At 68.6% G+C, this 14,754-nt stretch carries 15 protein-coding genes; 6 read left to right on the top strand and 9 right to left on the bottom strand.

The window, feature by feature from the left end; translation table 11 throughout:
* Positions 1-499 precede the first annotated feature (499 nt).
* Positions 500-925: a PPOX class F420-dependent oxidoreductase gene (locus ACZ63D_RS38975; protein WP_465359344.1), complete on the bottom strand. Its 426-nt coding sequence runs from the start codon at positions 923-925 to the stop codon at positions 500-502.
* Between the two features lie 247 nt (positions 926-1,172).
* On the opposite strand from ACZ63D_RS38975, the gene ACZ63D_RS38980 reads away from it, so the two are divergent.
* From ACZ63D_RS38980 to ACZ63D_RS38995, 4 genes are all read left to right on the top strand, one after another.
* A complete protein-coding gene (locus ACZ63D_RS38980) occupies positions 1,173-1,700 on the top strand; it encodes a MarR family winged helix-turn-helix transcriptional regulator (protein ID WP_465359345.1) in 528 nt (175 codons plus the stop codon).
* Positions 1,697-4,324: an MFS transporter gene (locus ACZ63D_RS38985; RefSeq protein WP_465359346.1), complete on the top strand. Its 2,628-nt coding sequence runs from the start codon at positions 1,697-1,699 to the stop codon at positions 4,322-4,324. Before ACZ63D_RS38980 ends, ACZ63D_RS38985 begins: the two co-directional genes overlap by 4 nt.
* Positions 4,321-5,145, top strand: a complete 825-nt coding sequence (locus ACZ63D_RS38990; RefSeq protein ID WP_465359347.1) for a YceI family protein — start codon at positions 4,321-4,323, stop codon at positions 5,143-5,145. The genes ACZ63D_RS38985 and ACZ63D_RS38990 overlap by 4 nt, the downstream gene beginning before the upstream one ends.
* A gap of 165 nt (positions 5,146-5,310) precedes the next feature.
* Positions 5,311-5,988, top strand: coding sequence for a DedA family protein (locus ACZ63D_RS38995; RefSeq protein ID WP_465359348.1), 678 nt, complete (start codon positions 5,311-5,313; stop codon positions 5,986-5,988).
* A 4-nt stretch (positions 5,989-5,992) separates the two neighbouring features.
* Here ACZ63D_RS38995 and ACZ63D_RS39000 read toward each other — a convergent pair whose 3' ends face one another.
* The 8 genes from ACZ63D_RS39000 to ACZ63D_RS39035 form a co-directional block, all read right to left on the bottom strand.
* Positions 5,993-6,403, bottom strand: a complete 411-nt coding sequence (locus tag ACZ63D_RS39000; protein WP_101436894.1) for a VOC family protein — start codon at positions 6,401-6,403, stop codon at positions 5,993-5,995.
* Positions 6,404-6,536: 133 nt separating this feature from the next.
* Positions 6,537-7,280, bottom strand: a complete 744-nt coding sequence (locus ACZ63D_RS39005; RefSeq protein ID WP_465359349.1) for an SDR family oxidoreductase — start codon at positions 7,278-7,280, stop codon at positions 6,537-6,539.
* A 3-nt stretch (positions 7,281-7,283) separates the two neighbouring features.
* Positions 7,284-7,808 carry a hypothetical protein gene (locus ACZ63D_RS39010; RefSeq protein ID WP_465359350.1) on the bottom strand — a complete coding sequence of 175 codons (525 nt, stop codon included), beginning with the start codon at positions 7,806-7,808 and terminating at the stop codon, positions 7,284-7,286.
* An 18-nt stretch (positions 7,809-7,826) separates the two neighbouring features.
* Positions 7,827-8,462, bottom strand: a complete 636-nt coding sequence (locus tag ACZ63D_RS39015) for a nucleoside/nucleotide kinase family protein (RefSeq protein WP_009084950.1) — start codon at positions 8,460-8,462, stop codon at positions 7,827-7,829.
* Positions 8,459-9,325, bottom strand: a complete 867-nt coding sequence (locus ACZ63D_RS39020; protein WP_465359376.1) for a PfkB family carbohydrate kinase — start codon at positions 9,323-9,325, stop codon at positions 8,459-8,461. Before ACZ63D_RS39020 ends, ACZ63D_RS39015 begins: the two co-directional genes overlap by 4 nt.
* Positions 9,326-9,332: 7 nt before the next feature.
* The gene (locus tag ACZ63D_RS39025) at positions 9,333-10,154 is read right to left on the bottom strand and encodes an ATP-binding cassette domain-containing protein (RefSeq protein ID WP_465359351.1); all 822 of its coding nucleotides are present in this window, start codon (positions 10,152-10,154) and stop codon (positions 9,333-9,335) included.
* A complete protein-coding gene (locus ACZ63D_RS39030) occupies positions 10,151-11,140 on the bottom strand; it encodes an ABC transporter permease (protein WP_409462000.1) in 990 nt (329 codons plus the stop codon). Before ACZ63D_RS39030 ends, ACZ63D_RS39025 begins: the two co-directional genes overlap by 4 nt.
* Positions 11,137-12,156 (bottom strand): substrate-binding domain-containing protein, encoded by a 1,020-nt coding sequence (locus ACZ63D_RS39035; RefSeq protein ID WP_465359352.1) that lies wholly within the window; start codon positions 12,154-12,156, stop codon positions 11,137-11,139. Before ACZ63D_RS39035 ends, ACZ63D_RS39030 begins: the two co-directional genes overlap by 4 nt.
* Before the next feature lie 132 nt (positions 12,157-12,288).
* Between ACZ63D_RS39035 and ACZ63D_RS39040 the strand changes: the two genes are divergently transcribed.
* Positions 12,289-13,308, top strand: a complete 1,020-nt coding sequence (locus tag ACZ63D_RS39040) for a LacI family DNA-binding transcriptional regulator (protein WP_465359353.1) — start codon at positions 12,289-12,291, stop codon at positions 13,306-13,308.
* A 147-nt stretch (positions 13,309-13,455) separates the two neighbouring features.
* The gene (locus tag ACZ63D_RS39045; RefSeq protein ID WP_465359354.1) at positions 13,456-14,322 is read left to right on the top strand and encodes a LacI family DNA-binding transcriptional regulator; all 867 of its coding nucleotides are present in this window, start codon (positions 13,456-13,458) and stop codon (positions 14,320-14,322) included.
* Positions 14,323-14,754: the final 432 nt, after the last annotated feature.

The raw sequence follows: 14,754 nt of genomic DNA on the forward strand, positions 1-14,754 counted from the left end.
CGCCGGGGAAGTTGAGCCCGCGGGCGGGGGGCGCTCGCGGCGAGACGCTGGAAAAGTGAGCCCAGGGCACGGCGGCACTCGCGGCTGGCCTCCGGAGGGGCTGAGCCGCGGGAGTCCGGTCCGAGGCCGAGCACCAGTCGAGGTGACGTTCACGGTGGTGCACCGCAAAGCTGAGTCCGGGCACGGTGAGCCGCCGGAAACGCTGAGTTCGGACACGGCGACGCTCGCGGCGAGGCACCGGAAAAGTTGAGCCTGGAGGACGGCAGGACTCGCGGCCGGACACTGGAAGAGCTGAGCCCGGAGGACGGCGAGAAGCGCCCGACCGGACCACCGCGAGGCCCGCTCACCGCCGAACCGGCGCACACACCGGAACTGAGCGAGGCACTCGACCGAGAACGCTCAAGCACCCCCGCACCAGCGGAACACGCGCGAACGAGGACCAGCCCAGAACACCGAAGCAGCCCAAGCCCCTCCCCGCAAAAGCCCCAGCGCAAAAACCTCAGCGAACCAGCCCGTAAACCCGCTCGATCTCCACCGTCAGCACCAGCCGCTGATCCGCCACCATCGCAGCCCGGTACTCCGCCCAGTCGGGATGCTCGCCCGCCACCTTGCGATACAGCGCGATCAGCGCCTCCACCGCCTCGTCGTCCGGCGACGAAGCGACCGGCGACAGCACCGCCCGTCCCTCCGCTACCGCGTACGACCAGCCGTTCGGCGACGCGACGTGGTAGCTCACCCGCGGATCCCGGCGCATGTTCTTCGTCTTCGCGCGCGTGTCCGTGATCGATACCTGCAGCTGGCGCGCGTCCGGGTCGAAGTAGTGCGTCACTGTCGACAGCTGCGGACGGCTGTCTCGTTTCAGCGTCGCCAGGACGCCCTGCTTGCTCGCGGCGATGAGGTTGTAGAGCGCTGTGTCGTCAGTCATACCTCTATGAAGGCCCCGCGAGAGGGATCTGTTCCCGCCCGAAACCCCTGGTGACCAGCGAGGTCCGCATACCGGGAGAAAACGGACGTTACCCCTCCGGTTTAAATCTGCTTGCATGCGGCAACTAAAGTGTCTTGTGACACAACCACGGGCCGGCCGCTTGCGAAATACGCCGTACGGGCACACTCTTGCTTAAGGCAACTAGTTGCAGTCGCCAACCAACGGTTTGCTCCCAAGGAAGACCCACATGGCACCTCAGAACTCCGCCGTCAGGCCAGAGGCCGACCTCGACCTTGCCGACCAGCTCGGACACGAGCTGGTCCGGTTCATGCGCTTGATCACCAAGGCGAAGTCCCAGGTCGCCAAGCACGGGCCGGACGGGATCGAGAGGGCCGCGTACGCGATCCTCTTCTGCCTCGTCCACGAAGGCCCGCAACGCACCAGCAAGCTGGCCGAGTTCCTGCATTCGGAGATCTCCACGATCAGCAGGCAGTCCAGTTCGCTCGTGCAGCACGGACTCGTCGAACGGCAGGCCGACCCCGAGGACGGCCGCGCTTGCTTGCTCGCCCCGACCGCCGAAGGCCTCCGGGTCTTCGACGAAAACCGCAAGCATCGCGCCCGGTGGCTGGCCGAAGTACTCGGCGATTGGAGCCAGGAGGAGCGCGAGACGCTCAAGAAGCTTCTCGCGCGGCTCAACACAGGTATCGAAAAGAACAATCCGTCGCTGTCGGACACCGCGGCGACGGCACAGGCCAAGGGGGCCTCGAACGCATGACGTCCACAGTTGAGAAACAACCTCAGTCGCGAGGGGGAGCGCCCGCCGAAAACGGCGAGGGCGGCCCGCGGCTGACGCACCGCCAAATCGTCACGATCATCAGCGGCCTGATGTGCGGCATGTTCCTCGCCGCGCTCGACCAGACGATCGTGGGCACCTCGATCGTCCGGATCGCCAACGACCTGCACGGCTTCGACCTGCAGGCGTGGGCGACCACGGCGTACCTGATCACGTCGACGATCGCCACGCCGATCTACGGCAAGCTGTCCGACATCTACGGCCGCAAGCCGTTCTACCTCGCCGCGATCGCGATCTTCGTCGTCGGTTCGGCCGCCGCGTCGTTCTCGACGTCGATGTACGAACTGGCCGCGTTCCGCGCGGTGCAGGGTCTCGGAGCCGGCGGTCTGATGTCGCTGGCCATGACGATCATCGGCGACGTGGTCCCGCCGCGGGAACGCGCGCGGTACCAGGGGTACTTCCTCGCCGTGTTCGGCACTTCGACCGTGCTCGGCCCGGTGCTCGGCGGCTTCTTCGCCGGTTTCGACAGCCTCGGCGGCCTGCACGGCTGGCGCTGGGTCTTCCTGATCAACGTGCCGATCGGCGTCATCGCGCTGTTCGTCGTCGCGAAGGTGCTGAACGTCCCGCACAACCGACACGACCACAAGATCGACTGGTGGGGCGCGCTCACCATGGTCATCGCCGTGGTGCCGTTCCTGATCGTCGCCGAACAGGGCCAGAAGTGGGGCTGGGGCGACCAGAAGTCGATCTGGATGTACATCATCGGCGGCGTCGGCATCGTGCTGTTCATCGTCGTCGAGAAGCTGATGAAGGACGCCGCGCTGATCCCGTTGCGGCTGTTCAAGAACTCGACCTTCACCGTGGCCATCATCGGCGGCGTGATCGTCGGTGTGGCGATGTTCGGCGCGATCACCATGATCCCGCAGTACCTGCAGGTCGTGCAGGGCTACACGCCGACCGAATCGGGTCTGCTGATGCTGCCGCTGATGGTCGGCATCATGTCCAGCTCGATCATCTCCGGCAAGATCACCTCGAAGACCGGGCGCTACAAGATCTTCCCGGTCGTCGGCACGATCCTGATCGCGGGCGGCGCGTTCTTCTTCGCCACGGTCAAGTACGACACCGCGATCTGGCACCCGCTGCTGGCCGCGCTGATCATCGGCCTCGGACTCGGCCAGTGCATGCAGACGCTGATCATCGCGGTGCAGAACGCGGGCCCGCGCAAGGACATGGGCGTCTCGACCGCGTCGGCGACGTTCTTCCGCCAGATCGGCGGTACCGCCGGTGTCGCGGTGTTCCTGACGATTCTGTTCAACGTGCTGCCCGGCAACATCACCAAGGCGTTCGGCGGCCACCTGCCTCCGGGCGGGGGCGCCAACCTGGGCGACCTGTCGAGCAACACCAGCGTCATCCAGACGCTGCCGGAAGCGGTGCGCACGCCGATCCTGATCGGTTTCACCGAGTCCATCACCACGGTGTTCTGGGTCGCGGGCGGCGTCGCGCTGCTGGCCACGCTGGTGCTGCTGTTCATGAAGGAGATCCCGCTGGCGGGCATGAACCCGGCCGCGGCCGCCGTCGAAGGCGGTGAAGCGCTCCTGGAGGGCATGGACGAGCCGACTCCGGCCGCGGACGACACCGCCGAACTCAAGACGGGTTCGCTCTTCGAGGAGGCTCCGAAGCAGGAGCCGGTGCTCGTCGGAGCGGGCGGCAAGCACGCACTGACCAACGGCCACGGCGACGCGCAGGCGGTGGCTGGTGCCCGGCCGATGCCGATCACCAACTCGGTGGCCGACGCCGAATTCGGCACGACCACCGGCTCGGGCGGCGTCCCGGTCACCGGCCACGTGCGCCGCCAGGACGGCAGCCACGTGAGCGCGGCCGCGCTGACCCTGATCGACCAGCAGGGCCGTCAGGTGGCGCGGGCGACCGGCAACGGCGACGGCAGCTACTCGATCCCGACCCAGGGTCCGGGAACGTACGTGCTGATCGTGTCCGCTCCGGGGCACCAGCCGCAGGCCTCCAGCGTGGTCGTCGGCACGCACCCGGCGAACCTGGACGTCACGCTCACCGGCTCGGGCGAGCTGACCGGCGTGGTCCGTTCGATCGGCACCGCGACCCCGCTGGCGAACGCGACGGTCACGCTGACCGACTCGCGCGGCGAGGTCAACGGCGCGTTCATCACCGCCGAGGACGGCGTCTACACCTTCAGCGGCGTCGGCGCCGGGCAGTACACGCTGGTCGCGAGCGGCCCGCACTACCGCCCGGTCGCGGTCACGCTGACGGTGCCGGACAGCGGCGTGCTGCGCCACGACGTCGAACTCGCCGGCGCGGTGCTGCTCCAGGGCGTCGCGCGCACCGAGGGCGACCGGATCGTGCCGGACGCGCGGATCACCGTGCTCGACGCGAACGGCAACGTCGCGGCGGTGGCCCGCACCGACAGCGAAGGCCGGTACGTGGTCAGCGACCTGCCGATCGGCTCGTACACCGTCGTGGCCAGCGGCTACCCGCCTGCCACGAGCCAGGTGACGCTGAACGACGGCGAGGCGCAGCATGACGTGCGGCTGAGCTACGACCAGGCGCTCGACGATCTGGTCGACCGGTCATGAGCGGGGGCCTGCGCGCACAGCTGCGCTCGAACGGCGGATGGCCGGTCGAGAACGCGGTGCTCACGGTCACCGACCTCAACGGTCGCCAGGTCGCGCGGCAGGTCACGGACGCGAAGGGGGCAGTGGTCACTGACCCGCTGCCCCCGGGCGTCTACACCGCCGTGGTCACCGCGCCGGGGTACACGCCGCTGGCCCGCACCGTGCAGATCGGCTCCGACGGGGCCGGGCTGCTCGGCGACATCGCGCTCGTGCCGGTTTCCGGCGCGGTCGAACTGCCGCCCGAGGGGCCGTGGACGATCGACCCGATGCACTCGTCGGTGGTCGCCACCGCGCGGCACATGGGGATCGCGAGCATCAAGGTGCGGTTCCCGGACGTGGCCGGGCGGATCGAGGTCGCCCGCCCGGTCGAGCGGTCGAGCGTGCGCGCCGAGATCAAGGCGGGCAGCATCGAAAGCGGCATCAAGATGCGGGACGACCACCTGCGTTCGGCCGAATTCCTCGACGTCGACGCGTATCCGCTCATCACGTTCGAAAGCACTGGGCTTTCCCAGCTCGGCACGGACTCCTGGGCGCTGCGCGGAGTGCTGACGCTGCACGGAGAACGCCGCGACGTCACGCTCGACCTGCGCTACACCGGGCACGGCCCGGACCCGTGGGGCGGCGTGCGTGCCGCGTTCCACGCCGAAACGCAATTGCACCGCAACGATTTCGCGATCAACTACAGCGCGATGGTGCGGGCAGGCGTGGCCGCGATCGGCACGACCGTCAAGGTGGAGCTGGACATCGAGGCGGTGCAGGGCGAGTCTCTGCCGCAGTTCTGAGAAACACCGCGACGGGCCGCCCGGGAACTGTTCCGGGCGGCCCGTTCGTTGTCCTGGGCGAAACGGGTGAACAGTCTGGTTACCCCAGGAATACCCAAAGTCACCGAATGCGGAGGATTTGATGGTTGCGTACTGCAGCCGTTCCCAGCCACGTAGGCTCTTCGCGTGAACCTCGACGCCGCCCAGCCCGCGCACGCCGCGGGAATCGGCCTGAGCTGGCTGGACACCGCCGGCCCGGTGCTCGTCTGGGTCATCGTGCTGTCGTTCGTGCTCATCGAATGCGCGCTCATCATCGGGCTGTTCCTGCCGGGTGATTCCCTGCTGTTCGGCGCGGGCGTGGTGCTCGCCCAGCACGGCTCGGACCTCAACGCGTGGCTGCTGTCCGGGGCCGCACTGATCACCGCCGTGGCCGGCAACCAGATCGGTTACTACATCGGCCGAGGCGCCGGCACCACGCTGATCGCGCGCCGCGGCGGGCGGATGCTCAACCGGCACAACCTCGAACGCGCCCAAGCTTTCCTGGACCGCAAGGGTTTCTTCGCGATCGTCGCGGCCAGGTGGATCCCGTGGATCCGCACGCTGGCCCCGCTCATCGCCGGTGCCGCGCGGATGGACGCGCGCCGGTTCCTGCTCGCCACCACGGTCGGCGGGCTGCTGTGGGTGCCGACGCTGGTGCTGCTCGGCTACTACGGCGCGGGTCTGCTCGACGCGATCCCGTGGGTCAAGACCGTCGCGCTGTGGGTGAGCATCGCGTTCTTCGTGTTCGGCACCGCGTACGGAGTGCTGCGCTACCGCCAGGAAATGCGGCGTCCGGTGGAAGAACCCGACGACGCGCACGCCTGAGTTTTCACGCCGGGTCGGACCAGACTTCCAGCTGGATGCCGTCCGGATCGCGGAACACGATCACCGCGGATCCTTCGAAGGTCTGCGATTCCGTGGCGGGCAGGTAGGAAACGCCGTACTCCCGCAGGCGGTCCTCCCATTCGGCGACCTCGGCGCGCGACGACACCGAGAACGCGACGTGGTCCAGACCAGTGCGTCTTTCGTCGAACGCGGGTCTCTCAGTGTCCGGATGCTGGACCAGCACCACGGAGAAACCGTCTCCCGCCGACCGCAGAACTACTTTGCGCACCCCGGTTTCCGGGTCTTCGCGCCGATGGCTTTCCTCGAGGTCGAGCACCCGGACGTACCAGGGAACACTTCGGTCCACATCGGTCACGGTGAGCGCCAGATGGTGCACAGACGTGAGCTTGGGCATGACTTTCGCGGCCGTCCTTTCCAACCCCTCGTTCCAGACTCGCACACCGTGCCGACCGCTACCGGCGAGTTCACCGAGTTCCGGGGTCAATCGTGATCTGCCCGTCTCCGGGCGTCTCACTGTCCGAGATGGATCAGCGGCCGCCGCCGACCTCCAGCACCGCGCCGACGGTGAAGGACGCCTCCGGGGAGAGCAGCCACAGCACGGCGGCGGCGATCTCTTCCGGCTGGCCCGCGCGGCCGAGCGGGATGCCCGCGCTGAGCCGCTCCAGCCGGTCCGGCATCCCCGCGGCGGCGTGCAGGCCGGTTTCGACCAGGCCGGGGGACACGACGTTGACCCGGATTCCCTCGTCGGCGACCTCCCGCGCGAGGCCCAGGCTGAGCGTGTTGACCGCCGCTTTGGACGCCGCGTAGTGCACCCATTCGCCCGACGACCCGTTCCGCGACGCCGTGGACGAGACGTTCACGATCGCTCCGCCGGACCCGCCGTAGCGCGTCGACAGCCGCCGCACCGCCTCACGGCAGCACAGAAAAACGCCGGTGACGTTGATGTCCAGCACACGGCGCACGGTCTCGACGCTCTGCTCGTCGAGCCTGCCGGGCGTGTTGCCGGTGATGCCCGCGTTGTTCACCAGGCCGACGATCGGGCCCAGCTCCGCCGCAGCCGAAAAAAGACCGCTGACCTGCTGTTCATCGGATACGTCAGCGCGGTGCGCAAGCGCTTGCGCACCGTGCGACCGCACCCGTTCGGCGACCTCTTTGGCCGGGACGGGATCGCCGGAGTAGTTCACCACCACGTCGTAGCCGCGGATCGCGGCCAGTTCGCAGATCGCCGCGCCGATGCCCCGGCTGCCGCCGGTGACGACCAAAACCCCCACAGGTCACTCCCCACTTGGCTTGAGCGGCTCGACGAACTGGGCGTCGAGCCAGCGCATCTGCGCCATCCACATCCACCACGTCGCGTCGTCCGGACAGTGCTGCCCGTCGACCGCTTCACCCCGCAGCCACGCTCCCAACAGCGCGGTGATCGCCGTGCACACGTCGAGCAACGCGCGGCCCCACCACCATTGGTGCGCCGGCGTGTGCAGCTCCAGGACGCCGCCGTGTTCCGGCAGCACCGACAACGCCCAGTCCAATCGGGTCCGGACGTCCGCCAGCACCTCCGGCTCAAGCTGCGGTTCGCTGCTGGTCTCCTGCATCCGCTCGACCAGGAGCGCCAACCGCGGATCCGCGTTGGGCACTGCGGGCTCGGACAGCCGCCGATCGACCAGCGCCCGCAGCCCGTTCAGGTGCGTGCGCAAAAGCGGGACATACGGCGGGTACAGCACGGCGATCCGGGCGTCGCCTGCCCGGTCCCAGGTGACCGCGCCGGCGTAGGGATCCGTTGTCGCCGGATCGTCGAACATCACCTGCTCAGAACCTGCTCAGAGGGCGAAATTCGTCAGCGGCAGGTTCTCCAGGACCAGGTCGGCGCGGTCCCGGGTGTTCGCGATCAGGTCCGCGTTGCGCTGGTCGGAGCCGAGCGCGCGCTGCCGGGCCTCGACCAGCGAACGGCCGTAGCGGCGGTGCCGGGACACCAGCCGCTCGATGCGCTCCGGCTCGTCCGGGGCGAGGAACCACGCCTCGGTGAGGTACTGCCGCACGCCGCTCCACGGGTCGTCCGGAAGCAGCAGGTAGTTGCCCTCGGTGATGACCAGCTGCACCTCGGGCGCGACCGGGACCGCGCCGGCGATCGGCTCCTCGATCTCGCGGCGGAACTCCGGCGCGTACACCGTCTCGCGGCCCTCGGCGAGCCGGCGGATCAGGTGCACGTAGCCGGCCGCGTCGAAGGTGTCCGGCGCGCCCTTGCGGTCGGTGCGGCCGAGCCGCTGCAGTTCGACCTGGGCGAGGTGGAAACCGTCCATCCCGACGACCGCGGCCCGGGAACCGAGCGCGTTGGCGATTGCCCACGCCAGCGTGGTCTTGCCGGAGGCGGGCGCGCCGATGATGCCGAGCACGTGCCGTTCCCGCGGTTTGGCCAGCTTCTCGGCCCGCGCCAGCAGATCCTCGAACGCCGTCATCGCACTCCCTCTTCTCTGCTCTTCGCCAGTTCGCCGACCGGCCCGGTCCACGAACGCGGACCGACGTGCCGGACGCGTTCCGCCGCCACCTCGTTCGCGTACCCGATCCAGTCGGGGACCGTTCCGTCCCGCTTCGCCACGGCGTACGCGAGCGCGCCGTGCCACACGTCTCCGGCCCCCAGGGTGTCCCGCGCTTCGACGAGCGGCACGGGGACCTGCCCAGAGTCTTCCGTAGTGCTCCAGGCGACCGGCTCCGGGCCTGCCGTCGTAATCGTCACTGACACTCCGCGTTCGGCCAAACTCGGTGCGGGAGCACGGAACCGCGCTGAACAGGCTGCCACGCGGACCAGTGGCAGCAACTGGTCCAGTACAGGTTTCCAGCTGCCCGCGTCGAGGATTACCGGCACGTCGCGGGCGCGGGCTTCCCGGGCGACAGCAAGCGCTAGCTCGGGATGGTGCCCGTCCACGAGAACCGCGTCCACGCGCTCGAAAACCGGGGCGAGGTCAGGCAGTTCCAGCGGCTCGTCGGCGGCGGCGTTGCGGGAGACGACGGTGCGTTCGCCGTCGCTCTCCCGGACCACCACCGCGCTGACCGGCGGTGCCTGCGTGCGTTCTGGAGCGAGATCGACCAAGTCGACGCCGCAGGCTTCGAGGTCATTGCGCGCGAGCGCGGCCAGCGGGTGTGCGCCGAGAGCCGTCAAGAGGGTCGCTTCAGCACCAAGCGCCGCGACGGTCACCGCAGCGTTCGTCGCGGGCCCACCGGCCGCGACATCCACTTGCGACGACTGCACTTTTTCGCTCGGCTCCGGGAATTCCGCGACCCGCTGTACGACATCGACGGTGCACAATCCCGCCAGCAGCACTCGCACGTCAGGTCAACCCGGCGTGCGTGGTGGACGCGACCTCGACGACTTCGCCGTTCTCATCGAGCTTCAACGCACCGGTGAGCAGGCCGACGACCTGGTTCATGCTGTGCGTCTTCGGCGACACCACGGCGACGCGCTTGCCGAGCCGGTGCACGTGGATCCGGTCGGCGATTTCGAAGACGTGCGGCATGTTGTGGCTGATCAGCACCACCGGCAGTCCGCGGTCGCGGATCCGGCCGATCAGTTCCAGCACCTTCGCGGATTCAGCGACGCCCAGTGCGGCCGTCGGCTCGTCCATGATCACGGCTTTGGTGCCGAACGCCGCCGCGCGCGCCACCGCGACGCCTTGCCGCTGCCCGCCGGAGAGCGTTTCCACCAGCTGGGTAATGGATTTGACCTTGATGCCGAGGTCGTCCAGGATCCGCTGCGCTTCGGTGCGCATGGTCGCGGTGTCGAGCTTGCGCAATCCGATCCCGAACGGTCCCTTGAGCCGCTTTTCCCGGCCGAGGAACATGTTCGACGCGATGTCCAGGGCGGGCGCGACCGCCAGATCTTGGTACACCGTCTCGATTCCGTAGTGCCGGGCGTCCAAAGGGGACTTGAGGTGGACTGTCTTTCCGTCCACTTTGATCTCCCCGGCGTCCGGGACCACCGCGCCGGACAATGCCTTGATGAGACTGGATTTCCCGGCCCCGTTGTCGCCGACCACGGCGAGCACCTCGCCGGGGTAGAGGTCGAAATCGGCACCGTCGATGGCGGTGACCCGGCCGTACCGCTTGACCAGGCCGCGCGCGGAAAGGGTGGGCTGCTGCTCCGTAGTGGTCATGACTGCTGCTGCCTCCGTGCGATCCGGTCCACGACCACGGCGGCGATCAGCAACGCGCCAGTCGCCAGGTCCTGGTAGTTGCCGTCCACGCCCATCTGCGTCAGTCCCGATCGCAGCACCGCGACGACCAGCGCGCCGAACAGCGTGCCCAGCACCGAACCGCGTCCGCCGAACAGGCTCGTGCCGCCCAGCACCACCGCGGTGATCGAGTCGAGGTTGCCGAGCTGGAACTGGTTCGGGTCAGCGTTCGGCGTGCGGCCGAGCGCCTGCCACGCGGCGATGCCGAAGCACAGACCGGCGACCAGGTAGACCGACAGCACGGTGCGGTTGACTTTGATCCCGGACAGCCGCGCGGACTCCGGCGCGTTGCCAACGGCGTAAACGTGTTTGCCCCACGCGGTTTTCGTGAGCGCGTACCAAACGGCGAGGAACATCAGGAGCGCGAGCGTCATGCCGTAGGTGATCGGGATGCCGCCGAAGAGGTACCGCTTCGTGCCGAGCCAGGTGAGCAGCCCGTCGGACACCGGAACCGCCTGGCCGCCCGCGATCAGCTTCGCCACCGCGGTCAGGCCGGTGAACGTGCCGAGCGTGATGATGAAGGCGGGCAGCTTGATCCGCGTCGCCAGCGTGCCGATGAACAGCCCGACCACGACGGTCAGCACGACTCCGGCCAGCAGGGCGAAGAAAACGTTCGTGACTGCCGCCAGTTTCGCCATCACCAGCGTCGCGACGACCATCGACGAAGCGTTGGAAAGGTCGATGCCCGCGATCAGGATGATCAGCGTCTGACCGAGCGCGAGCGTGCCGACCACCAGCGACTGCTGGACCACTGTGGACAGATTGTCCAGGTCGAAAAAGGTGTCCGTGGCGAAGGAAAACACCAGGACCGCCACGACCAGCGCCAGCGCCGGACCGACCGCCGGGGCGCGCAGGAAGAACTCGCCGAGCGTCTCGCGCTCGCGGTTGTTGACCGTCGCGCTCGTCATTTCCCGCCTCCCCAGCAGTTCTGCAGGCCCCACGCGGTGTCCTTGCTCGGAACGCCCGGCATCGGGTGGTCGGTGATCGCGGTCGAACCGGTGTTCACGAACCCGCTCGGCTTCTTGCCGGTCTTCGCGTACTCGACCGCCGCGAGCACACCCTGTTCGGCCATCTTCCGCGGGAACTGCATCACGGTGACGGCGAACTGGCCGTTCTTGACGTTCTGCACGCCCTCGCAGCCGCCGTCGATCGAGCCGACGGTGAGCTGGTTGTTCAGCCCGCGCGCTTTCAGCGCCGCATACGCGCCACGACCCATCGGCTCGTTCATCGTGTACACCGCGTTGAGGTCGGTGGTGCGCTGCAGGAGGTTCTCCATGCCCTGCTGGGCGAGGCTCTGGTCGCCGTTGGCGTTGGTGTGGCCCTTGATCTCCGGCGCGCCGTCCTTGAGCCCAATGCCCTTGAGGAAACCGCCGTGCCGCTGGGTGTCCACCGAACTGCCTGCGGTGCCGTCGACCATCAGGAGCTTGGGGTCCGCGCCTTTGAGCGCTGCCTTGACGTACGCGCCCTGCTGCTCGCCTGCCGCGAAGTTGTCGGTGGCGAAGGTGGCGTCGACCGCGTCCGGCGGTTCGGTGGCGGTGTCGAGGGCGATCACCAGAATGCCTGCGTCACGGGCGTCCTTGATCGCCTTGAGCACGCCGGTGGACGAACTCGGCGTGATCAGGATGGTGTTGACGCCCTGCTGCATCAGGTTCTCGATGGCGCGCACCTGACCGTCGTTGTCGCCGTCGAACTGCCCGGCGAGCGCGCTGAAATCAGCACCGTTGGCCTTGGCCGCGGCGGCCGCGGCGTTGCGCAGTTCGACGAAGTACGGGTTGGTGTCGGTCTTCGTGACGAGGCCGACCTTGGCCTTGCCGCTGCCGCCGGTTTTGGAGCTGCCGCCCCAGTGGCGTTCGACGGTGCACCCGGCGGTGGAGACCGCGACAGCGGCCGCCAGAGCGAGTGCGGTGAGACTCCGGTGTCTCATGGAGATGCCCTCCGAATCGAGGTGCGAGCTTGCCGATGGACGGGAAGGTAGACAGACTCAGTGCCATGACGCAAGCGTTTGCGCAAACGCTTGCCAACGCTGTTGGTTTCGCTCCCCTGGTGAAGGACAGACATGCCGCGACCCCGCTCCGCCCGCCCGACCCAGCGCGACATCGCCGAAATGGCGGGCGTGTCGATCACGACGGTCTCGCACGTCGTCAACGGCACGCGAGCGGTGGCCGAGGAAACGAAAGCCGCGGTGCTGCGGGCGATCGAGACCACCGGGTACACCGGCGACGCGATCGCACGTTCGCTGGTCACCGGGGGTACGCGGTCCATCGGGATGGCGATCTCGCTGGTCGCGAACCCGTATTTCGCGGCGCTGATGCACGCGATCGAGCGAGAGGCGTCGGCAAACGGATACACCGTGCTGCTGGCGGACACGCACGACACCGCGGGCACCGAACGGGACGTCGTGCGCGCGCTGCGCTCACGGCGGGTCGACGGCCTGCTGATCACCCCCGCACCCGGCGACGGGTCGGTGCTCGGCGAACTGGTGTCGCTGGACGTGCCGACCGTGCTGATGGACCGGCTCACCACCCGGACCGACATCGACCAGGTCGGGGCGGAGAACATCCAGGCGACCTCGGCGCTGACCGCGCATCTGGCGTCGCTGGGCCACCGCCGGATCGGGATGATCTCCGGCGCGCCCGGGCTGACGACGAGCGACGAACGCGTGCTGGGTTATCGGCTCGGCCTCGGCCGGTCGGGGCTGAGCTGGTCGCCGGACTTGGTCGCGTGCGGACAGTCCTCTCGCGACGGTGGAGCCTTGGCGCTGAGCACCCTGCTGGCCCTGCCGGAGCCACCGACCGCGCTGGTGGTGGCCAACGACAGCATGATGGTCGGCGTCCTGCACGAGGCGCGGCGCCGCGGAGTGCGGATCGGCCAGGACCTGCCGGTGGTGGTGTACGACGACGTCGAATGGGCCGATCTCGTGGACCCGCCGCTGACGACCATGGCCCAGCCGATCGACGAGATCGGCCGACGGGCGGTGCAACTGCTGCTGGCTCGACTGGCGGATCCCGGACGGCCCGCCGAGACTGTGCGGTTACCGCCTACGCTGCGGCACCGGGCTTCGTGCGGGTGCGCGTAGGCTTCGCGGTTGACTGCCCGGCGTAACCAAGCAGGTGCTTCGTTCACTCACCTCAGTGATTCTCTGGACCCGATGGTCGCGGACGCTCTCGCCGGTGGCCCAGCTGTGGCTACTGTTGGGTAGGTACCGACGACGAGGGCCGGGAAAATGACCGTTCTGGCACCGGAGGTTTCCCACTGGGACCTGCCGGTCACGCATCGGTTCGGGGTGGCACTGGGGAGGCACGCCAGCCCGTACCACGACCAGCTGCTGCGCGCCATCCGCGGCGCTGCCGCGCGGGCGGGTTGCGACCTGCTGCTGGCCGACACCAGCGATTCGGCGCGCGAGGAAGCCGAAGTGCTGCGTGCGCTGCGGGCGGACCGCGTCGACGGCGTCCTTCTGGTGCCCGCACCCGGTGACGAAGAGGTCGTGAACGGGCTCGTGCGCACCGGTGTGCCCACCGTGCTGGTCGACCGGATCGCCGGACGCAACGACGTCGACCAGGTCGGGTCGGAGAACTTCCAGGCCATGTCCGCGCTAGTGGAGCACCTGGCCGCGCGACGGCACCGGCGGATCGCGCTGATCACCGGAACCGAGGGCACCACCGTCAGCGAAGAACGCGCTCTCGGTTACCGCCTTGGCCTAGGCCGCGCCGGGCTGCGGTACCACCCGGAACTGGTGGCGTCCGGCCACTCCACCGCCGGCGGTGCCGCCCGTGCCGCGGCCAAACTCCTGGACGGCTGGCCGTCGCCGACCGCCTTGGTGGTCGCGGGCGAGGCGATGCTGATCGGCGTGCAGTGGGAAGCGCATCGTCGCGGGATCCGGATCGGATCGGAATTGGCGGTCGTCGGTTACGGCGACATGGACTGGGCGCGCACGGTTTCGCCCGGGGTGACGACGATGGCGCAACCCATCTCGGAAATCGGGCGGCGGGCAGTGCAGTTGTTGTTGGCTCGTTGCCGGGAGCCGGAACGTCGGCCGGAGTCTGTGCGTCTCGCGCCGCGTTTTCTGCACCGTGCTTCTTGCGGTTGCTGAGGTTCGGGGCGGCTGGAGTCTGCTTGCCTCACGTCGTGCTTCCTGCGCTGCGCTTCGTGCGGTTGTCGAGTTTCAGGCGGCTGGAGTCGGTCCGCCTCGCGCCGCGGTTCATGCGCTGCGCTTCGTGCGGGTGCCAAGTTTCACGTTGGCTGGAGTCTGCTTGCCTCGCGCCGCGTTTTCTGCACCGCGCTTCGTGCAGGTGCCGAGTTTCAGGCGGCTGGAGTCGGTCCGCCTCGCGCCGCGCTTCCTGCGGGTGCCGAGTCTCAGGTTGACCGGAATCGGCCCACCTCCCATCGCGCTTCCTGCACTGCGCCTCGTGCGGCGGCTGAGTTCAGGTCGACTGGACTCTGCTCGCTTCACGCCGCGCTCTCTGCACCGCGTTTCCTGCGGCTGCTGGGTTTCAGGTCGGCCGGAATCGGGCCGCCTCGCGCC

The sequence above is a fragment of the Amycolatopsis sp. NPDC104775 genome (assembly GCF_055583325.1).